Origin of the sequence: Pseudocnuella soli, from assembly GCF_004347775.1 — a bacterium.
Classification (GTDB): Bacteria; Bacteroidota; Bacteroidia; order Chitinophagales; family Chitinophagaceae; genus Flavisolibacter; species Flavisolibacter aquaticus.
Window position 1 is genome coordinate 258,508 of the sequence record NZ_CP037755.1, and the last position, 18,607, is coordinate 277,114.

The following is an 18,607-nucleotide window of genomic DNA, read 5'->3' on the forward strand; positions in this document are numbered from 1 at the left end:
CCCCTTGCATGCAATGGGTGTTGCCGGCATCTTCGTTTTCCAAACTAATTTTTTATGAGCAAGTGTTACACCCTCGCAATCATTGCCTGCATTTTATCCATAGCCGCACAGGCCCAAATCACCAAAGGATCCGTTTTGCTGGGCGGCAGCATCAGCTTCGAAAACACCAATGAGGAACAGCGACTGGGCATCAATGAAACACGCTACTTTTCGATAGCGCCGCAGGTAGGTATTGCGGTAAAAGACAACCTTGTAGCCGGGGTAACTTTTGGATATGGCGGCTTTAGAAATACGGTGAGCGATGCACGGCAAACATTGGATGCTTTTGATGCCGGTGTTTTTCTGCGCCGGTATTTGGAACTGGGCAAAAGTTTTTACCTGTTTGGTGAAGCGGCCCTTGCCTACATCGGCAGCCGGCAAAACTCCGATGAGCACAGCGCCAACAATACGGTGATCAAAACAAGGGGCGGCGAGCTGTCCTTAACGCCGGGCGTTGCATACGCCATTAACCGGAAGCTGCACCTCGAAGGTGCCATCAACAGCGTGGCATCGGTGGGTTTTAACCGCCAAACCCGGACGGCCGACACCGGCACTGGTATTATGTTCAATCAGAAAGACCGGTTTACGGCCGCAACCAATGTCAGCGCCCAGTCACCGCTGTCGCTGGGCATACGCTTGTTTTTTGCCCGATAAACGAGAGGATTTCGGATTGACGATTTCGGATTGGCGGGCTGCTAAATCAGGCTTTTGCCCACAAATCGTCAATCCAAAATCGTTAATCGTAAATAAATCTTCCCCAGCTTTGTTCCCGTTTTAGAAAACTCCCTTACTTTTGCGGTCCTTTCACAAACTACGGGTGTGGTGACCTGTAGCGGACTGGAAACAACCCGTCTTCTCCACGGGCATTTAAAGAACGTAGAAAAACTAATTATAATGAAACGCACATTTCAACCGCATCGCCGCCGCCGCAAAACCGTTCACGGTTTCCGCAAACGCATGCAAACTGCCAATGGCCGCAAAGTACTGGCCAGCCGCCGCGCCAAAGGCCGTAAAAAGCTGACTATTTCCGACGAACGCAAGCTGAAATAAACAGCCGCAGGCCCAGCCTGCCGTTTCAACCTTTTTGAATAGCTCCGGCCTCCGGGGCTATTTGTTTTTGCACCCGGGCCGGCGGCCACCCGTTGCTATTAATCGTCAATCCCAAATCGTAAATCGTACATCATCCATGCCTCCGCGCCACGGTTTTCCCAAGAGTGAACGGCTGAAAAGCCGCAAGCAAATCGATGGGCTTTTTGCCGGCGGCAAAAGCTACAATGCCTTCCCGGTGCGGATGGCTTACCGGCTGTTTGCCACCCCGGAGGGAGCACAGCCTGCGCTGCTGGTGGGTGTATCAGCGCCCAAGCGGCATTTTAAAAAAGCGGTGCAACGCAACCGCATCAAACGCCTGCTGCGCGAAGCTTACCGCTTGCAAAAACCCCAATTGTTGGCCTTATTGGAGGGCGCCAATATTTCGGGGCATGTTTTTTTTCTATACACCGATAAGGTGTTGCCCGATTATGCCACCATCGAAGCATCGGTGGGCAAATGTTTGCAACAGATACAACGCAAAGCGCATGAAATCACTGCTTAAAATACTGGCCCTGCCGTTTATCTGGATCATCCGGTTTTACCAACTGGCCATTTCGCCGTGGTTGGGGCCATCGTGCCGCTACACGCCTACCTGCTCGCAATACGGGCTGGAGGCATTTAAAAAATACGGCATCTTCAAAGGGTTTTGGCTGACGTTGAAACGCATTGGCCGCTGCCATCCGTGGGGCGGCAGCGGGTTTGACCCGGTGCCCTAGAAGGATACAATTTGTTCGGGTTGATCAATATGTTCGATGCGTTTTTATAAAGCCGTAAGCCTTTGGTTTTGCGGCTTTTTTGCTGGGTGGCTTGGGCAGAAAACGGCAGATGCTTCGCATTTGTCATGTTGAGCGTAGCGAAGCATTTGAGGGGTGCAGAAGAGGGTTAATTAAATAAAAGACAGACTACTTGTTATTTCTATGTTCGTGCTGGTGCAAGCTCAGGATGACAGAAGCAAAAGCGTGATTGGTGGGCAAATACATGAGAAGGAAAAAACACAATAACTGCGGTGGTGTAGGGCACTGAGTACAATCAGTGTCTGTCATGCCGAACTTGTTTCGGCATCCCCTTGTGCTTTTGTAAACTCTGCGAGTGAAGGAGGTGCCGAAACAAGTTCGGCATGACATGTAATAAAAGGCAGCAGTTAACTACAATTGCATAAGTATAGCACCATAGCAACACAGAACGTACAAGTGTGCGACGCAACAGCAGCCTAATAGCAATGCAAAAGCTGGTTACATAGAAAAAGCCACTCCCATTGGAGTGGCTTCGTTATAAAAGAGTATGCCGCACTTAAGTTCCCCTTAAAGGGAAAGGGGGTTACTTCGCCCCTTCGTACAGTTCGTTCACCTTGCTCCAGTTCACCACGTTCCAGAACGCACCGAGGTACTCCGGGCGGCGGTTCTGGTACTTCAGGTAATAAGCGTGTTCCCACACGTCCACACCCAGGATGGGCGTGCCTTTTACTTCGGCTACATCCATCAGGGGGTTGTCCTGGTTGGGGGTAGAGGTTACTTCCAGTTTGCCGTCTTTTACAATAAGCCAAGCCCAGCCCGAACCAAAGCGGGTGGTGCCGGCAGCGTTGAATTTTTCTTTGAACGCATCAAAAGAACCAAAGGTGCTGTTGATGGCTTCGGCCAGTGCGCCAGTGGGCTGCCCGCCGGCGTTGGGGGCCAGTATCTCCCAGAAAAAGGTGTGGTTCCAGTGGCCGCCGCCGTTGTTGCGTACGGCAGGCGAAATAGAACCGGCAGCTTTTACCAGCTCTTCAATGCTTTTGCCTTCGTATTCGGTGCCAGCAATGGCTTTATTGAGGTTGTCTACATAAGCCTGGTGGTGCTTGCCGTGGTGGATCTGCATGGTTTGCGCATCGATGTGCGGTTCCAGGGCTTCATGCGCATAAGGTAATTGCGGTAAGGTAAATGCCATAACAATTGTGTTTAAGAGTGAACAATGTATTATCTCGTCTATTGTTTCCGTAGGAAGCACGAATTTACACCGGATTAGGGATAGAAACAGAAGCGATAGAAACTAGTTGACAGCCGATAGACAACAACAAGCCCCGCAGTGATCAACTTTCGGCGTTGTATAACCGAATTTTATCTTTTCGACCGGAAGAACTCGCGGATGAGGCTGCTGCACTCTGCCTCTAACACACCGCTTTGCAGCTCTGTTTTGGGGTGAAAAGGCGAGATGCCCGGTTGCACCCTGCTGAACCCGTTTTTGGGGTCGGAAGCGCCCCACACCACGCGGCCTATTTTGCTCCAATATAATGCGCCGGAACACATTACGCAGGGCTCCACGGTTACATACAACGTGGCCTCGGGGAGGTATTTGCTACCCAGGTAATTAAATGCCGAGGTCAGCGCAATCATTTCGGCATGTGCGGTCGGGTCGGCCAGTTTTTCTACCTGGTTGTAGCCCCGCGCAATGATGCGGCCGCCCAACACCACGATGGCGCCAACAGGCACTTCATCTTCGTCAAAAGCTTGCTGGGCCTGCCTCAGGGCCTGCCCCATATAATGTTCATCGTTGTGCATACAGCGCAAAGGAAGGAAATATAGGCAAGTAAAAACAAGGGTGGTTGGCGGCAAAATGCGATTGCAAAAATGCGGCGCCGGCACATGGCAGGAAAATTGAACCGGCAGCACTAAAATTTTGTATGAAAAAAATAGTTTGCGCCCTAGCCACGGTAGTGCTGCTGGCCTCCTGCGGTAATGATGCCGATACCACTGATACCGTTTCCGATTCGGCTAATACCACCATCCGCGGTGTGGAAAATGTAAACGGAAACATTCCCGACACTGCTGCCACCGGTGCACAGCCCAATGCCAGCATGCATACCGACTCGGCACAATAATGCATTTGCCCTTGTTGCACTAAATTGAACCAATGAATTTTTCCATCAGGGAAGCTACCGTGCAGGATGCGGCCCTTGTCGCCGACCTGAGCCGGCAAACATTTTACGACACGTTTGCAGTGCACAATACGGCCGCCAACATGCAGCAGTTTCTCGACCAGCAGTTTACCCGCGGCCGCTTGATGCTGGAAGTGGGCCGTCCGGGCAATATTTTTTTGCTGGCTTATTTTAACGATGAAGTAGCCGGTTATGTAAAGCTTCGCGAAACGCATACGCCGGCAGCGCTGGTGGGCACGCCGTCGCTGGAGATTGCGCGGCTCTATGCCTGCGAGCAATTTATTGGCAAAGGTGTGGGTAACCTGCTGATGCAAAAAAGCATTGACTTGGGGCGCCAAACGGGCAAAAAGCTGGTGTGGCTTTGTGTTTGGGAAAAAAATGAACGTGCCATCCGCTTTTACCAGCGCTGGGGTTTTACCCGCTTTGGCGATATTGATTTTATACTGGGTCAGGATGTGCAGAACGACTGGATGATGAAACGGGATATTTAGCTTAAACGGCATTTGTCGTTTTTGCTTTGCTGGCTGTTGGTGCCGTCAGTTAAGTGCATTGGTCGGGCAAATAAACTGCGGCCGTAAGCCTCTGGCAACTTATTTGCCTGTGGTAACTGCATTAAAAATTGTGGATATGAAAAAGGCTTTGTTGATCGCTTCTGTGGCATTCCTGGGTTTGATGAGCTGTAACAACGATGCAAACGATGGCGACGCCACTACCGATACCATGAACACATCGGGCACGGTACCCGAAAGTGCAGCGCCTTATGGCGACACGGCCCGCGACGTAAACAACGAGGGCACGCAAACCGACATGAACATGCGTACCGATGTGGACAGCATGGCCAACCGCACAGGCGACAGTTCGGGCAGGCAGTAACAAACGAATGGCTGCTGCCTTTTACCGCAATACTTTTTTAAACAGGTTCAGCTTGCCTTTGAACGGCGGGTATTTAAGCGCCGGGTCGAACCAGGTGGGCGTTTTCATAATGCCTTTGAGGTGACTGAACGTGTTGAACGAAAAGGCACCGTGGTAAGCGCCAATGCCGCTGTTGCCGCGGCCGCCAAAAGGCAGCCGGTGGTTGGTGAGGTGCCAGCTGCAGTTGTTGATGCAACCGCCGCCAAAGGCCACGTTCTGCATCCACCAGTTGGCCGTTTCGCTGTTTTCTGTAAACACGTATAGCGCCAGCGGGTTTTTGTTTTGCTCAATAATCTGCACTGCCTCATCCTTAGTGTTCCAGGTAATGATGGGCAATACCGGACCAAAAATTTCTTCCTGCATCACCTTTGCATTGGGCTGCACATTTCCCAGCAGCGTTGGCGCCAGGTGCAGTGTGGCCGCATCATGATCGCCACCGGCCCATATTTCACCCTCTTCCAGGTATTGCAGCAGGCGGCTGAACTGCCGCTCGTTGATCACTTTGCCAAAATGATAATCCCGCACGCCATCGGCGGCATAAAAATCCTCGATGCTTTTTTTTAAAAAGGCTAAAAACGGCTCCAACACCTGCCGGTGTACCAGCAAGTAATCGGGGGCTACGCACATTTGTCCGGCGTTGGAAAATTTGGTCACCGCAATTCGGCGTGCAGCCACCTCCAGTGCTGCATCGGGCTCAATAATGCAGGGGCTTTTTCCGCCCAACTCCAGCGTTACCGGCACCAGTTTTTTTGCCGCCATTTGATACACCAATGTGCCCACCGCCGTGCTGCCGGTGTAAAACACATGATCGAACCGGAAGGCTTCCATCATTTGCGGAATCACCACGGCACCATCGCCCTGCACCAGGGCCACTTCGGCCGGATCAAATGCTTCTTTTACAATTTGCTCCAATACGACAGCTGTTGCAACAGCATATTCGCTGGGTTTTAGCACCGCACAATTGCCGGCAGCCAGGGCGCCCACCAGCGGCGCCAGCACCAGTTGCAGCGGGTAGTTCCACGGCCCGATAATGAGCACCACGCCCAGCGGCTCGGGCTGCAGGTAGCTCCGCGATGGAAAGTTGAGCAGGTTGGTGCCCACACGCCGCGGCTGCATCCACCGTTTCAGGTGCTTCAGCACATAGTTTATTTCGGAGATCACAAAACCTATTTCCGTGATCCATGCTTCTTCGCGGTTCTTTTTCAGATCGGTGTACAAAGCCGTGTAGATGGCGGCTTCGTGCCGGAGCAAAGTTTCTTTTAGGCGCAACAGCTGCTGGCGGCGCCATTCGTAGCTATGGGTGTGGCGCCGTGCTGCAGACGCCTGCAAAGCTTCCAGTTGTATGTGCTGCATGGGGCAATTTATACAATTAAAAATGGCTGCACCCGAGGGCACAGCCATTGAATAAAATGTTGCACAACGGATTATTTACCGTTGTTGTCCGATGTATTTTATTTCACCGAAACAGGCACTTCCAGGTCGCCCCATGCCAGTGTAAAGCCGTCTTTACCTACGTTGTAAGCAAGGCGCTCATTAAACGAAGCGGCCTTGCGTGGCTTAGCTGTTACACGCAGTGCATCCTGTCCCTGATCGTAATTAAAAGCGCCCCATTGCTTCGATACTTTGTTGAATACAATGGTCCACTCGTTCTCCTGCGGAATAGCAAACAATGCATATTTGCCGGCGGGCAGGGTTTTACCTTCTACCTGCACAGCCGATGATGTTTCAAAAGTGGTAGCATCGTTGGCACCGGCACGCCATACTTTGCCATAAGGCACCAGTTGGCCCCAAAGGGTACGGCCTTTTACGGCGGGGCTGCTGTAGCTGATGGTTACATCGGCGTTGCCCAATTTGCCTTTAGCGGTTTGCGCCGGGCTGGCAGGTGCATTTTGCGCCTGCACTGTCGATCCACATAAAAATGCAATGGCAAAAAAGAATGCGGAAAGAACAAAAAGTTTTTTCATGGTTCTGTATTTAAAGTAATGGATGTAATAATACAAAAATACGTGCAGCCGGGTTGGCAGTGGCCGCATATAAATTTAGCCACATACATTTTAACAGCTGCATGCATGCACGTTTTTAAAATGCTTCGTTAAGTTTCATACATTATGCCCTCAATCTATGTTTATCGCATGAAGAAAACTTCTTTTTTGCTCCTGCTGACCGGCCTGGCGGTGCTAACGGGTTACCTGTTGTCCAAAGCCACGTTGATTGGCCGTACCGGCATTTCCTTGTTTTACAAACAATATACTTTTTTAAAAACCTGGTGGCAGGGCGCCGGTGTGGTGCTGGCGGTGTGGCTGTTGCTTTTTTGGCTGCACGGGTTGGTGCAGGCACGTGCCAGGGCAGCCACTGCCCGGTACATCCATGTGTCGGCCATTATTGCGGCGGCCATCGGACTGTTCATTACCTACCAGGATTTTCGCAATACACTCTCGTACCGCCTCATGGGCGAACGTTTTCATTTAGGTGCATACCTATTCTGGATCGGGTGGATGCTGGTGAGTTTGTATTATTTAATGACAAGGAAGCCGGTACAGAGGATAGACAGTAGACAGCAGACAATAGATGGTAGACAATAGATGATAGATAATAGACAACAGCCATCTATCGTCTGTCGTCTATTACCTATTGTCTATTGTCTTTCTCCCAGCCTATTCAAACACTATTTTAAACACCTGCCGTTCGCCGCTGATGCGGTTGGTGCAATGCAGCAGGTACACGCCGGGTTTAACTGAAGCAGGGCGTTGCAGTGTGTATTCACGCTGGTCAAAGGGCTCGATGCGCTGGCTGTGCACCCGCTGTCCTACCGCGTTGTACAGTTCCAGTTGGTAAGCATCCTGCACAGGATCTTTCCAGGCCAGGCGCAGGAAACTTTTTGCCGGGTTGGGCAGCACTTTTACCAGCGTAGCAGGCACCCCGGTTTGGATAATGTTGGAGTATTTCTTTTTACCCCCTTTACCGGTGATGCGTAACCGATATTGCACTTTACCGGCACCTGCATTTTTATCTTCATAGCTATAGCTTTCCAGCACCTGCGAGCCGCGGGCCTGCACCGAATCGATCAACCTGAAATTGGTGGCGTTATTGAGTTTGCGTTCAATGCCGTACCAATATACTTCCTGCTCTTCGGTGGCATCCCAATACAGTTGCACTGCAGCTTCGCTGGTGCGGCGGCCCCGCAGTTGCACGGCCACGGGTAACGTAGCATCATCACATTTACCGGTAAGGTTAAATGTAGCCACGCGGGTAATACAATCATTGTTTACCGAGATATGGCACACATATACGCCGGTTTGCTCCGGCATCAAAAACGGAATGGTAAAACCGGCGTTGGTATTGACCAGCACACTGTCTTCATCGCTTTGTTTTAGATACCATTTATACGTGGCATTCGGGATGGGATCAACCGTAAGTTCCACATCTTTATACAGGCAGGTTTGCGTAGCGGTAACGGCAATATTTTGCAGCGGCAACACGCTGATGTCGTTAAGCGTTGCATTGCCGCAGGCATCTACCGAACGCAGGCGTACCAGCGAATACACGGTGCCGTTGTTGATGGAAAACACGGCGCTGTTTTGCGGCGCGGTGATGATGCTCGGCGTTTCGGGCAGGCTGCCAATGATCTCGTATTTAAAAGGCCCCACACCACCTTTTACTGAAGCACCGAGGCTAAAGCCATTATCATTACACTGGTAAATAGCCGAACGGTCCTGCACCGGGAATGTATAAGGCGGCACCACCACGGTTTGCTGCTCTTTGGCAGTGCATCCCTGCAGGGTATATTCCACTACATAGGTGCCCGGCTCCAGCGATGCAAACAGGAAGTTGTTGCCCGTGTTGGTAGAGTAAGATCTATTGAATGCAACACCATTTTTTGAAATAATAGCCGGTGTTACCAGCGCTTTATTGGAAGAGCAGGTAACCAACAAATCGCCCGAGCCATCTTGCGAAGTGGCACTGGGGCATTTTGGTGCTACCGATGCCGAACGGGTGATAACCGTAGCATCGGGCACAACGGTTTTTTCATCGCCCTGCCCACAGTTGTTGGTGCCCACCACGCGGTATGCAGCACCTGCCGGCAGTGCAGGCAGGTTGGCAAGGTTAATCATAGCCGTGTTGGCCGTTGCTTCCCGCACCAGCGAGCCATCGGGGTGGTACACCTGTACGGTAAACGGGCTGCCGCTGCCGGCAAACTGTACCAGCATATCGGTGGTGTTGAGCGTACAGGTTTTGCCGGTAAGTACCGTAAACGATTGCGGGTTGCTAAAGGTTTGGCACCGGCGCAACTCCTGGTTGGTGCAGCCATCTTTTACAACAAAACAGTAATAACCATATCTCAGGTTGTTGAATACATTGGATGTACCTGTAAATACCAGGTTATTCCCGGCATCATACACATAATAAGTAGGCGCTGTTAAATTGGTACCGGTAACCGTTGCAGTAAATGTAGCGCAGGTTGCGTTGGAAGTGCCAATGGTAGCGTCGATGGCAGGTGTTGGCCGGGTGGCGGATACGGTGCGTTCGATAGTTCCGGTAGCGCAACCACCGGTGATGCGTATGGTGTAATTGCCATAAGCGAGGTTATTAAATACGCCGGTAGTATTGCAGTCGCCAACCTGCACGCCACTGCTGTTAACAATACAATACTGTGCGTTGGTGAGGTATGTTTTATTGGTAACCGTTGCGGTAAAACCGCTGCAGTTGAGATTGCTGGTGCTTACTCCCGGGTTGGGCACCGGAGCATTTTGTGTAAAACACCTGTCGGCAGTTATATCGCCGCACGAAGTGGTTGCCCGGATGCAATAGCGGCCATAAGGAATATTCGTGAACAGGCCGGTGTTGTTGCAGGCAATTCTATTTCCTGCATTATCGTACAAACAAAATTCAGGATTGGCCTGCAGGTTGCTGCCGCTTGCCTGCACGCTGAATGTAGAACAGGTTTGATTAGATATGCTGTGGTTATTGACAACAGGCACTGGCCTGCTTGCGGTAACACTAACCGACACAACAGCATTGGAGCATGCATCCTTTACCCTGATGGAATAAGTGCCGTAAGGAACGTTGGCAAAAATGCCCGTGTTGTTGCAAAGGCCTACTTGCACGTCGCTGCTATTAAACAAGCAGAATTCTGGGTTGGTAAAATTCTGTGTTCCCTTTACTGTAGCGGTAAAGGTGGTGCAAGAGTGATTGGTTACATCTACTGCGCTGGTAATTGAAGGAGTAGCCGCCGATGCAGAAAAGCTGCGAACAATTGTGGTATCATAACAAAGATCCCGTACCTGCATGGTATAGCTGCCATAAGGCAGGTTGGGGAAGCTGCCCGTGGTGTTGCAAGCTACCTGCACATTGCTGCTGTTGAACACACAGTATTGCGGGTTGGTGAGGTTAACCTGTCCCGATGTGGCAGCAGTAAACGTAGAGCAGGCCCTGTTGCTGATGCCAACATTAGCGCCCATTGCAGGTATGGTATTGGCACCAACACTGGCGGTTTTAGTGCGCACATTATTGCATGCATCTTTTGCCACCAGTGTTACACTGCGGCGTTTGCCCAAAACAAACCTGAAACTGCGCTGCGTGCCCCACAAAGTATCGCCAACAGCTTGTACCACGCCGTATTTAAACCCATTGAATGCAGTGCCCGATGTGTTGGTGTTGCCCTTATTATCCTTGAGGGTAATTATTGCATCGCCATCGGCACATCCATTTCGGGTAAGCGTCGCCGTTTCCAACCACCAATCGTAAGCTTCAATGCGAATGGTGCGCACTTGGATGCCGCCGCATGAATCGGTGAGGCGGATGCTGTACTCGCCACCAGGCAAGCCGGTAAATTTACCCGAGCTGTTGCTGGTACCCACACCGGATGGTGAGGGTGCAATGATGGTGTAGGTAAAAGGCGCACGTCCGTTTTGCAGCCCGTTGGCCGTTATCGAACCATCGTTGCCGGCACAGGTGGCATCGGTGGCCTGCAGGCCAAAACGCGGGTCGGAGTAAGTGCCGGTTACCACCACATTTGCAACCTCTATTTCTTTGTTTTGCACCACATCTTTTACTACCACCGTATACGTGCCAGCCTCGAGGCCGGTGATGGTGCTGGAGGAAGTGAATGGTGTGGCAATGGGCCCGACAGCCTTGTAGTTGTAACTGCCCGAGCCGCCTGTTGCAGTAATGGCAATGGCGCCGGTAGAACGACACCTCGATTCAAAAGTGGTATAGGTGGCGCTCAGCCCCGCCGATTGTGCCCAGGCACCGGAGGTGCCGGCAAAAAGGGTGAGCAGTAACAATACAATTGGGTAAAGATTTTTCATGGGCTATGGATATTAGAAAGCAGTTAGGGTAAACAAACACCAGGAAAATGGCGATGAAGATGGCCGTTGGGCGGCCGTAGCGGTGTTAAGCAGGCGGCATGTGCCTGCATGCAGTTGGGGTTGCTCATTTTCATGGGATTTGGAAGGCGGATTGCTGTGCAGGCCGCCACGGATACAAGGGCAAGTTATTCAATTTAAACCTGATTCGTGCAGTAAGCTTACTACGGAAATGTACGCCCCGCAACAATTTCAGGCCTATACATGTTTTCATATGCAGGCGGTGCAGGTTTGTACTTAATAAACGGCTGTGCGCAATAAGAAATATGTGGGCAGGCAAACCCCCAAAACCGCGGAATGTGCCCCGTTGTTGCACCGAAGGTTTGTATTTCACTAAAGGCAACGCGGCCGGTTTTGGAGTATAAATTGCAGTTAATGCTTTGAAACGCATTAGCAACGCGACATTGGCCGCTGCACATTTTGCTTAGGCATTAAAACAAAAGACATGAATCTGAAACAGCGTTTTTTAAAATGGATTTACCCGCTCCTGATGAAAACCGCAGGCAGCACTGACAAGCATGGCCGCAAGCTGACCAACACCACGGGCAAACAACCCGCACAAACGCTGTACGACCTTGATATAACCCTGAACAACGGCACAACGTTGCCGCTGGCATCGTTAAAAGGCAAAAAAGTATTGCTGGTAAATACCGCTTCGGAATGCGGCTACACCGGCCAGTACACCGAACTACAGCAACTGGCCGACCAATACAATGGCAAGTTGGAAGTGATTGGCTTTCCGGCCAACGATTTTAAAGAGCAGGAAAAAGCCAACGACGAGGAGATTGCACAGTTTTGCACCCGCAATTTTGGCGTGCAGTTTCCACTGGCCAAAAAGACCAGCGTAGTGCCCGGCCCCGGCCAGCATCCGCTGTTTGCGTGGCTCAGCCACGCCAACCAAAACGGCTGGAACAACCACCCGCCCGACTGGAATTTTTCGAAATACCTGATCGATGAACAGGGCCGGCTTACCCATTATTTCGGTCCGGCCGTGTCGCCGCTGGGCAGCGAGGTAACTTTGGCCATCAAAACGCAGTAACTTTTTGCTCACCACGCTTTTAACAGCCCTTTTGTTGACATGTGGCGCTGATGCCTTTTTTTTGTGCCCTTAATGCAGCAACATGAACTGGATTATCCTGATTATTGCCGGGTTGTTTGAAGTGGGATTTACTACCTGCCTGGGTATGGCCAAGCAAACCAAGGGCATGACGGCCAATCTTTGGTACGGAGGATTCTTTCTGTCGCTGGTATTGAGCATGTTGCTGCTTAACAAGGCCGTACAAACGCTGCCGCTGGGCACTGCTTACAGTGTGTGGACGGGCATCGGCGCCGTAGGCACCGCCCTCATCGGAATATTATTGTTTAAAGAGCCGGCGCATTTCTGGCGCATCTTTTTCATTTTTACCCTCATCGGTTCCATTATCGGGCTAAAGGCCGTTTCGGCGCATTAGTTTGCTGCTGGCTACTGGTCAGGCCACTTGGAAAAGACTTAAAAATACAAAGTACTCTAACCAGTGGCCAGACCAGTAACCAGCACTTGCATTTCTACCCGCAAATAGGTAGTTTCCGCCCATGCATTTCGAACCAAAACTACCTTACCACGTGTACAACCGTGGCAACAACCGCCAACGCATTTTCTTTCGCCCGGAGCACTACCTGTTTTTCCTCCGGAAAATCAGGCGCGAATGGTATCCCCACTGCGATGTATTGGCTTGGTGCCTTATGCCCAACCACTTTCACTTTGTGCTGGTACCCAAGCCAGCTGGCTGCACATTTTTATTGCAAAAAGGAAAAGAAGTACACCTGCAAGCACTGGCCTATGCCATTGGCAAAACCCTGAGTTCTTACACCCGCGCCATCAATAAGGAGCAGGAAAAAACCGGCGTTCTTTTTCAGAAAAAGACCAGGGCAAAATGCCTGTACCAGGAAGAGTTGTGCAACTGCAGCGACCAATACCTGTTCAATTGCATCTGCTATGTGCATCAAAATCCGGTAGAAGCGGGGTTGGCTACTACCGCTGCGGACTGGCCCTTTTCTTCCGCTGCCGACTATCTGGGCAAACGAAGCGGCACGTTGTGTAATAAAGACCTGCTGTATGCATTAGGCGGATTTACAGAGCATGATCTGCAGCACTCCGTAAATTACAATCCTGCTTTGCTGCCTGAGCTACTGGTCAGGCCACTTGGAAAAGGCTGACAATACGATATACACCATCGAGTGGCCAGACCAGTGGCCACCCATCTGCTATCAGCTATCGCAGCTATAAGCCATCGCATCCATATTCAGCTGCCGCGGCGTAAACTGGTAGCCATCATACTGCCGCACCACCTCATCCAGTACCGCATCAATTTCTTCCACCGAAGGCAGCGTTACTAGCTTAGTACGAAAGTCGCGGATATTGGGTAGCCCGCGCAGGTAATTGGTGTAGTGCCGGCGCATCTCATTAATGCCCGGTTTCAGGCCCTTCCACGCCACAGACTGGTGCAGGTGCTGGCGGATCACTTCCACTCGCTGCTGAATGGATGGCGGCGGCAGGTGCTGGCCGGTTTGCACAAAATGCTTTATCTCGTTAAAGATCCACGGGTAGCCAATGGCGGCCCGGCCAATCATAATGCCGTCCACACCATACCTGTTTTTATACTCCAAAGCCTTTTCCGGCGAATCAATATCGCCGTTGCCGAAAATAGGAATCTGGATGCGGGGATTGCTTTTTACTTTGGCAATATAGGTCCAGTCGGCCTCACCTTTGTACAGCTGTGCTCGGGTACGGCCATGTATGGCCAGCGCCTTAATGCCCACATCCTGCAGGCGTTCGGCCACTTCTTCAATGTTGATGCTGTCGTGGTCCCAGCCGAGGCGGGTTTTTACCGTTACAGGCAGCGAGGTAGAATTCACCACTGCTTTGGTCAGGCGCACCATCAGGTCCACATCGCGGAGCACGCCGGCACCGGCGCCTTTGCTCACTACTTTTTTTACGGGGCAGCCAAAATTAATATCGAGCAGGTCGGGGTTTACGGTGTCCACAATTTTGGCGCTGAGCGCCATAGCTTCTTCGTCACCGCCAAAAATCTGGATGCCCACGGGCCGCTCGGCTTCAAAGATGTCGAGCTTTTGGCGGCTTTTGATGGCATCGCGGATGAGGCCTTCCGAAGAGATGAACTCGGTGTACATCAGGTCGGCGCCATTGACCTTGCACACGGCACGGAAGGGCGGATCGCTGACGTCTTCCATAGGCGCCAGCAGCAGCGGGAAATCGGGGAGTTGTATATTGGCTATCTGTACCAAAAGGTTGGGTTTATAAATGAGCACTTAACTTGCAGCCTTTTACCCGGTGTTTTAGCCCCGTTCGTTCGCTTTATTTGCCCTGTGGGCAAACGCAGTAAACGCAGGTGTTGAACAAGGGATCGGAACCCTGAACGGAGCGTCGCAACGGCGGTTCCATCAGGGTGCTGCAGCCCGTTTACACACCTGTTTTTGTTCTGCAAAAAAAGCTGGGCAGGCAAATTCACGGGCACGCAAAAATACGGTACCTAATTGGAGGCGCTATGCAAACGTATCTTAAAACAAAGCCCATAGGGGTGCAACTGCTGCTTTTTGTGGGCCTGGCTATAGGCCTTTGGGTCATTATTTCCTTGATGGCCATGAGTTTTGGCGCACAGGCGGCAGGTATCAACCTGGCCGAACTGTCGAACATGAACAAATGGGACAGCTCGAACCTGGCCAACAAACTAATCATCATCCGCAGCGGGCTCATTGCACAATTCCTGGGCATGTTTGTGTTGCCCTCGCTTCTGTTTGCCTACTTTTCCGACCCGCAGCCCCGCCAACACCTTGGTTTGCGGCAGCCGGCACACGAAGCCTACTGGCTGGTTGGATCGCTGCTCCTGCTAATGGCGCTGCCGCTGGTAGAGTACACCGGCATGCTGAACCAGCAGCTGGACCTGGGCCCCGCCCTGAACGAATGGATGCACCAACGGGAAGCGGAAGTGAGCAATGTGCTGAAGCTGGCGTTTGTGGAAAAAACCACCACCAACCTAGTTGCTAACCTTGTGTTTATTGCACTGTTTGCAGGCATTGGCGAGGAGCTGTTTTTCCGTGGCATCATCCAGCGCATGATGATCCAAGGCACCCGCAGCCCATGGGCGGGCATCATCATTACGGCGTTTCTTTTTTCCTTTTTTCATTTCCAGTTTTTGGGTTTTGCGCCGCGGCTGATCCTCGGCGTTTTGCTGGGGCTCCTTTACTGGTACAGCGGGTCCATCTGGGTGGCTATTCTTGCCCACTTTTTATACGATGCTACGCTGGTAACGATCCTGCATTACAACCCGCACCTGCTGAACCAAACGAGCGGCTTTTTGCCACAGGCCACTTTACCCTGGCTGGCCCTGGGCAGTGTGGCCCTGCTGGCAGCCATTGTGTGGTGGATGAAACGCAACAGCGCCACCTACACCCCCGACGAGCCGGTAACCGTTGCGCCGCCACCTAATTCAACCAACGACTTTATTGCTTAAGCATGGCTTTTAATTGGCAAACCTTTCGTACCCGTGCCCTTTCATCGGTAGTGTTTGTAGCGGTGATGGCCGCCGGGTTACTGTGGAACGAATGGTCGTTTCTGCTGCTTTTTTCAGCAGTGCATTTTGGCTGCTGGTGGGAGTATTACCGCTTGGTGAAACACATGCATCAAAGGGAAGACGACGGTGCTAAATCTCTCATGTTTTGCTTTGCGCTGCTGGGCTGGGGCCTGATGCTCATTTTTACCCAACTGCAATTGCCTGCGCTGCTCTACCCCCTGCCCGAAATAGGCCTCGGTATGGTGATGGCAGCACTGGCCGCGGCGCTGGCCATGCTGGTGTCGCGCAAAAACAAATATGGGAGGCTGGTACCGGCATTTTTTGCGGGCCTGCTTTATATTTCCCTTAGCCTGGCCCTGCTGATGGGGCTGCGCACAAGGCAGGATTATCCGCAGGCGGCTTATGCAATCACCATTCCGCTGCTGGTGATTGTTACCAACTGGATCAACGATACCATGGCGTACATCGTCGGGTCATTGATCGGCAAAACGCCGTTCTCGCCTATTTCGCCTAAAAAAACATGGGAAGGTACCATTGGCGGTGCCGTGCTGGCCGTGCTTACCATTAGCCTGGTTGCTTATTTCAGCGGGTTGCTGCCCGTAGGCCATGCTGCGGCACTGGCAGCGCTGGGCGCTATCAGCGGCACGTACGGCGACCTTTTTGAAAGCAAGCTGAAACGCATGGCCGGTGTAAAAGACAGCGGCAGCATGATGCCCGGCCACGGCGGCTTCCTCGACCGTTTCGATTCGCTGCTGTTTTCCGCCACTGTTTGCGCGGTGTATGTGGGAGTGGTGATGTAGGGAAAGTCGGAAGACGGAAGTCAGAGGTCCGAAGAACTTTGCACTTATTCAAATGGGACTGTATTAATACGCAAATTTTTTTTGGCAAGGTGAAAAAACCTAGTAAACAGCCGGCTCGTCTTCGGACGGCCGACTTCCGTCTTCCAACTCTTCTGGCACTCTATTAGCGGCACCTATCCCTATGAAAATAGGCGGTCAACTACTGAAGAAACTGGCCAAAAAATACGAGCCTTCGAGCATGGTGCACACCCACTTTCGCGATTATGACTTGGCCATCAAAACCGATGAAGAAGGCAATCCCATTTTATTGTTTATCGGCACGGCCAATGAGGAAGGCATCATCAAAGGCGACCGATATGCCCGCAGGCTGTTGAAAGATGCTGAAGGAAAAGTAGTGAAGGACCATTGGGATTACAAGGGCAAAATATAGGTCAACCGTCGATCAATTTGCATCCTGTTTAATGGCTAACGCAGTTCCAAAACGCAGCAAAAACCGCCACCTTTTGGCATGATATTGCAAGCCATAACTTTCTAAATCTTAGGTTATGATGCTGTTTATCATTGTGCTGATTTTGTTTCTGGTGGGCCTGGGTACGTTTATGGTATTTGCAGCTAAAAAAGAGAAAGGACATGGCAGTCTTAGCGATCCAAACGCCGGTACCCAACGCGGTCCACAGTAGTGATGGAACGGCGGGCTGCAGAACACACAAATTTGTTTGCTGCAGCCCGCCGTTTGATGTTTTAATTGCGATACACCCGGCACGCAAATTCCTGCCCGTCTTCTTTTTCACCAATCACAAAACGCACCGGGTCGCCGGGACGTAATTCTTCAAAATTGCAATCCTGCAGATTGGTGTAATGAAAGAACAAATTGTTGGGTGGATGTTTGATAAAACCAAAACCATCCTTCAGCGAAAACACATAGCTGCTGTGCAACTCGGCATCTTCATACACCACTTCTTCCTCCTCTTCGGTTTCATCGGCTTCAAAACTGCGGTCGGTATTTTCGGCTCTTGATTTTTGCAAAAACAACTGGTTGATAAAATCTTCTTCGGAGCGCCGATCATTAATTAATTCGTGCATGCGCACCGGGTAAGTAGCTTCGTTCAACAGTTCGCGGCTAACGCGGTGCTGGTACCTTGCGCCTTCTTCATCCGTGTATTCATAATCCCAACCCAGCACCATCACCCGCACGCCCAATGTATTGAGTTTGCGCACCAGCGGCACATAATCACTGTCGCCCGACAGGAGCACCACCATCGTAAACTTTTTATACACCGCCATTTCAAACGCTTCCAGCGAAAGCCATACATCAATGCCTTTCTCCAAGCGCTTTGAAAATTGTTCTTTTACCGGCAGGTAATGCGTGGTTACGCCTTCACTCATCAGGATATCATCAAACAGCCGCTCGTAGTACAAAAGCTTTCCTTTTTGCGCTGCTTCCTGCGCCGAGAGGCGGCCACGGAAATAATGGGCATCTACAATATGCGATAGCGAAGCAGGCGTGCCCAATGCAGTAGCCACCTGCTCTTTTATAAAACTGTGCAAGCCGCGAATAGAAATGCGGCGGCGCAATGAATGCTGGTAATTGTAAAAATTAGAAACGCCGGAAAAATAGTTTCCATCGTAAAAAACCCCGATGCGGATCAGGTTCTCAAATCCATTGGTCATAATAAAAATATTATCTAAGTAAAAATGCAACCGTGCCGGTGCATACTTGTCCTCTGGAGCGATAGTTCTGGCGATACGGATCAGTGAGCACTAAAACATGCTATAAAAACGACATCTGTAACCTTGCTATATATCAACATGCCTGCGCAAAAGCAGCGGCATACTGCGTAAAAATGCTATATCTGTATAGGTACAAATGTAACAAAAAAGCGCCCCGAGTCAGAACCGGGGCGCTTTTTTAACCTATTC

General features: G+C 51.2%; 22 protein-coding genes. 15 read left to right on the top strand and 7 right to left on the bottom strand.

The window, feature by feature from the left end:
- The first annotated feature begins 54 nt into the window (after nucleotides 1-54).
- The 4 genes from EPD17_RS01045 to yidD all read left to right on the top strand — a co-directional run bounded on the left by EPD17_RS01045 (nucleotide 55) and on the right by yidD (nucleotide 1,844).
- Nucleotides 55-693, top strand: a complete 639-nt coding sequence (locus tag EPD17_RS01045; RefSeq protein ID WP_132051027.1) for an outer membrane beta-barrel protein — start codon at nucleotides 55-57, stop codon at nucleotides 691-693.
- Nucleotides 694-933: 240 nt separating this feature from the next.
- Entirely contained in the window at nucleotides 934-1,089 is a 156-nt protein-coding gene (gene rpmH / locus EPD17_RS01050) for a 50S ribosomal protein L34 (protein WP_114235627.1), read from the top strand.
- A 136-nt stretch (nucleotides 1,090-1,225) separates the two neighbouring features.
- Nucleotides 1,226-1,630: a ribonuclease P protein component gene (rnpA, locus tag EPD17_RS01055; protein ID WP_132051029.1), complete on the top strand. Its 405-nt coding sequence runs from the start codon at nucleotides 1,226-1,228 to the stop codon at nucleotides 1,628-1,630.
- Nucleotides 1,614-1,844, top strand: a complete 231-nt coding sequence (yidD, locus tag EPD17_RS01060) for a membrane protein insertion efficiency factor YidD (protein WP_114235625.1) — start codon at nucleotides 1,614-1,616, stop codon at nucleotides 1,842-1,844. The genes rnpA and yidD overlap by 17 nt, the downstream gene beginning before the upstream one ends.
- A 601-nt stretch (nucleotides 1,845-2,445) precedes the next feature.
- On the opposite strand, the gene EPD17_RS01065 is transcribed toward yidD, so the two are convergent.
- The gene (locus EPD17_RS01065; protein WP_132051031.1) at nucleotides 2,446-3,051 is read right to left on the bottom strand and encodes a superoxide dismutase; all 606 of its coding nucleotides are present in this window, start codon (nucleotides 3,049-3,051) and stop codon (nucleotides 2,446-2,448) included.
- Nucleotides 3,052-3,221: 170 nt separating this feature from the next.
- A complete protein-coding gene (locus EPD17_RS01070) occupies nucleotides 3,222-3,662 on the bottom strand; it encodes a nucleoside deaminase (protein WP_114235623.1) in 441 nt (146 codons plus the stop codon).
- 122 nt (nucleotides 3,663-3,784) lie between these two features.
- Between EPD17_RS01070 and EPD17_RS01075 the strand changes: the two genes are divergently transcribed.
- From EPD17_RS01075 to EPD17_RS01085, 3 genes are all read left to right on the top strand, one after another.
- Nucleotides 3,785-3,982 (top strand): hypothetical protein, encoded by a 198-nt coding sequence (locus EPD17_RS01075; protein ID WP_132051033.1) that lies wholly within the window; start codon nucleotides 3,785-3,787, stop codon nucleotides 3,980-3,982.
- A gap of 32 nt (nucleotides 3,983-4,014) precedes the next feature.
- Nucleotides 4,015-4,530, top strand: coding sequence for a GNAT family N-acetyltransferase (locus EPD17_RS01080; RefSeq protein WP_114235621.1), 516 nt, complete (start codon nucleotides 4,015-4,017; stop codon nucleotides 4,528-4,530).
- 136 nt (nucleotides 4,531-4,666) lie between these two features.
- Entirely contained in the window at nucleotides 4,667-4,912 is a 246-nt protein-coding gene (locus tag EPD17_RS01085; protein ID WP_132051035.1) for a hypothetical protein, read from the top strand.
- A 21-nt stretch (nucleotides 4,913-4,933) separates the two neighbouring features.
- On the opposite strand, the gene EPD17_RS01090 is transcribed toward EPD17_RS01085, so the two are convergent.
- Both EPD17_RS01090 and EPD17_RS01095 read right to left on the bottom strand, forming a co-directional pair.
- Entirely contained in the window at nucleotides 4,934-6,304 is a 1,371-nt protein-coding gene (locus EPD17_RS01090) for an aldehyde dehydrogenase (protein WP_132051037.1), read from the bottom strand.
- A 98-nt stretch (nucleotides 6,305-6,402) separates the two neighbouring features.
- Nucleotides 6,403-6,915, bottom strand: a complete 513-nt coding sequence (locus EPD17_RS01095; protein WP_114235757.1) for a DUF2911 domain-containing protein — start codon at nucleotides 6,913-6,915, stop codon at nucleotides 6,403-6,405.
- A 168-nt stretch (nucleotides 6,916-7,083) separates the two neighbouring features.
- Here EPD17_RS01095 and EPD17_RS01100 point away from each other — a divergent pair, with 168 nt between their 5' ends.
- A complete protein-coding gene (locus tag EPD17_RS01100; RefSeq protein WP_132051039.1) occupies nucleotides 7,084-7,533 on the top strand; it encodes a cytochrome d ubiquinol oxidase subunit II in 450 nt (149 codons plus the stop codon).
- A gap of 72 nt (nucleotides 7,534-7,605) precedes the next feature.
- On the opposite strand, the gene EPD17_RS01105 is transcribed toward EPD17_RS01100, so the two are convergent.
- Nucleotides 7,606-11,259: a hypothetical protein gene (locus EPD17_RS01105; protein ID WP_132051041.1), complete on the bottom strand. Its 3,654-nt coding sequence runs from the start codon at nucleotides 11,257-11,259 to the stop codon at nucleotides 7,606-7,608.
- Nucleotides 11,260-11,761: 502 nt separating this feature from the next.
- Between EPD17_RS01105 and EPD17_RS01110 the strand changes: the two genes are divergently transcribed.
- The 3 genes from EPD17_RS01110 to EPD17_RS01120 all read left to right on the top strand — a co-directional run bounded on the left by EPD17_RS01110 (nucleotide 11,762) and on the right by EPD17_RS01120 (nucleotide 13,512).
- Entirely contained in the window at nucleotides 11,762-12,355 is a 594-nt protein-coding gene (locus EPD17_RS01110; protein ID WP_132051043.1) for a glutathione peroxidase, read from the top strand.
- A gap of 82 nt (nucleotides 12,356-12,437) precedes the next feature.
- Nucleotides 12,438-12,767 carry a DMT family transporter gene (locus tag EPD17_RS01115; RefSeq protein WP_132051045.1) on the top strand — a complete coding sequence of 110 codons (330 nt, stop codon included), beginning with the start codon at nucleotides 12,438-12,440 and terminating at the stop codon, nucleotides 12,765-12,767.
- A 121-nt stretch (nucleotides 12,768-12,888) separates the two neighbouring features.
- Nucleotides 12,889-13,512 (top strand): transposase, encoded by a 624-nt coding sequence (locus EPD17_RS01120; RefSeq protein ID WP_132051046.1) that lies wholly within the window; start codon nucleotides 12,889-12,891, stop codon nucleotides 13,510-13,512.
- Nucleotides 13,513-13,563: 51 nt separating this feature from the next.
- Here EPD17_RS01120 and dusB read toward each other — a convergent pair whose 3' ends face one another.
- On the bottom strand, nucleotides 13,564-14,601 hold the full coding sequence (gene dusB, locus EPD17_RS01125; RefSeq protein WP_132051048.1) for a tRNA dihydrouridine synthase DusB: 1,038 nt from the start codon (nucleotides 14,599-14,601) through the stop codon (nucleotides 13,564-13,566).
- 260 nt (nucleotides 14,602-14,861) lie between these two features.
- Between dusB and EPD17_RS01130 the strand changes: the two genes are divergently transcribed.
- From EPD17_RS01130 to EPD17_RS20280, 4 genes are all read left to right on the top strand, one after another.
- Complete coding sequence (locus EPD17_RS01130) at nucleotides 14,862-15,827, top strand: CPBP family intramembrane glutamic endopeptidase (RefSeq protein WP_132051050.1); 966 nt, start codon at nucleotides 14,862-14,864, stop codon at nucleotides 15,825-15,827.
- A gap of 2 nt (nucleotides 15,828-15,829) precedes the next feature.
- The gene (locus tag EPD17_RS01135; protein WP_132051052.1) at nucleotides 15,830-16,687 is read left to right on the top strand and encodes a phosphatidate cytidylyltransferase; all 858 of its coding nucleotides are present in this window, start codon (nucleotides 15,830-15,832) and stop codon (nucleotides 16,685-16,687) included.
- A 181-nt stretch (nucleotides 16,688-16,868) separates the two neighbouring features.
- Complete coding sequence (locus EPD17_RS01140; RefSeq protein ID WP_132051054.1) at nucleotides 16,869-17,117, top strand: hypothetical protein; 249 nt, start codon at nucleotides 16,869-16,871, stop codon at nucleotides 17,115-17,117.
- A 115-nt stretch (nucleotides 17,118-17,232) separates the two neighbouring features.
- Nucleotides 17,233-17,367, top strand: coding sequence for a hypothetical protein (locus tag EPD17_RS20280; protein WP_262707872.1), 135 nt, complete (start codon nucleotides 17,233-17,235; stop codon nucleotides 17,365-17,367).
- 61 nt (nucleotides 17,368-17,428) lie between these two features.
- On the opposite strand, the gene EPD17_RS01145 is transcribed toward EPD17_RS20280, so the two are convergent.
- Nucleotides 17,429-18,358, bottom strand: coding sequence for an NYN domain-containing protein (locus EPD17_RS01145; protein ID WP_114235609.1), 930 nt, complete (start codon nucleotides 18,356-18,358; stop codon nucleotides 17,429-17,431).
- Nucleotides 18,359-18,607 lie beyond the last annotated feature (249 nt).

Bases quoted from the DNA above. Each gene is read 5' to 3' on its own strand.
- EPD17_RS01045 (WP_132051027.1), top strand. From the start codon at position 55: ATGAGCAAGTGTTACACCCTCGCAATCATTGCCTGCATTTTATCCATA.
- rpmH (WP_114235627.1), top strand. From the start codon at position 934: ATGAAACGCACATTTCAACCGCATCGCCGCCGCCGCAAAACCGTTCAC.
- rnpA (WP_132051029.1), top strand. From the start codon at position 1,226: ATGCCTCCGCGCCACGGTTTTCCCAAGAGTGAACGGCTGAAAAGCCGC.
- yidD (WP_114235625.1), top strand. From the start codon at position 1,614: ATGAAATCACTGCTTAAAATACTGGCCCTGCCGTTTATCTGGATCATC.
- EPD17_RS01065 (WP_132051031.1), bottom strand. From the start codon at position 3,051: ATGGCATTTACCTTACCGCAATTACCTTATGCGCATGAAGCCCTGGAA.
- EPD17_RS01070 (WP_114235623.1), bottom strand. From the start codon at position 3,662: ATGCACAACGATGAACATTATATGGGGCAGGCCCTGAGGCAGGCCCAG.
- EPD17_RS01075 (WP_132051033.1), top strand. From the start codon at position 3,785: ATGAAAAAAATAGTTTGCGCCCTAGCCACGGTAGTGCTGCTGGCCTCC.
- EPD17_RS01080 (WP_114235621.1), top strand. From the start codon at position 4,015: ATGAATTTTTCCATCAGGGAAGCTACCGTGCAGGATGCGGCCCTTGTC.
- EPD17_RS01085 (WP_132051035.1), top strand. From the start codon at position 4,667: ATGAAAAAGGCTTTGTTGATCGCTTCTGTGGCATTCCTGGGTTTGATG.
- EPD17_RS01090 (WP_132051037.1), bottom strand. From the start codon at position 6,304: ATGCAGCACATACAACTGGAAGCTTTGCAGGCGTCTGCAGCACGGCGC.
- EPD17_RS01095 (WP_114235757.1), bottom strand. From the start codon at position 6,915: ATGAAAAAACTTTTTGTTCTTTCCGCATTCTTTTTTGCCATTGCATTT.
- EPD17_RS01100 (WP_132051039.1), top strand. From the start codon at position 7,084: ATGAAGAAAACTTCTTTTTTGCTCCTGCTGACCGGCCTGGCGGTGCTA.
- EPD17_RS01105 (WP_132051041.1), bottom strand. From the start codon at position 11,259: ATGAAAAATCTTTACCCAATTGTATTGTTACTGCTCACCCTTTTTGCC.
- EPD17_RS01110 (WP_132051043.1), top strand. From the start codon at position 11,762: ATGAATCTGAAACAGCGTTTTTTAAAATGGATTTACCCGCTCCTGATG.
- EPD17_RS01115 (WP_132051045.1), top strand. From the start codon at position 12,438: ATGAACTGGATTATCCTGATTATTGCCGGGTTGTTTGAAGTGGGATTT.
- EPD17_RS01120 (WP_132051046.1), top strand. From the start codon at position 12,889: ATGCATTTCGAACCAAAACTACCTTACCACGTGTACAACCGTGGCAAC.
- EPD17_RS01130 (WP_132051050.1), top strand. From the start codon at position 14,862: ATGCAAACGTATCTTAAAACAAAGCCCATAGGGGTGCAACTGCTGCTT.
- EPD17_RS01135 (WP_132051052.1), top strand. From the start codon at position 15,830: ATGGCTTTTAATTGGCAAACCTTTCGTACCCGTGCCCTTTCATCGGTA.
- EPD17_RS01140 (WP_132051054.1), top strand. From the start codon at position 16,869: ATGAAAATAGGCGGTCAACTACTGAAGAAACTGGCCAAAAAATACGAG.
- EPD17_RS20280 (WP_262707872.1), top strand. From the start codon at position 17,233: ATGATGCTGTTTATCATTGTGCTGATTTTGTTTCTGGTGGGCCTGGGT.
- EPD17_RS01145 (WP_114235609.1), bottom strand. From the start codon at position 18,358: ATGACCAATGGATTTGAGAACCTGATCCGCATCGGGGTTTTTTACGAT.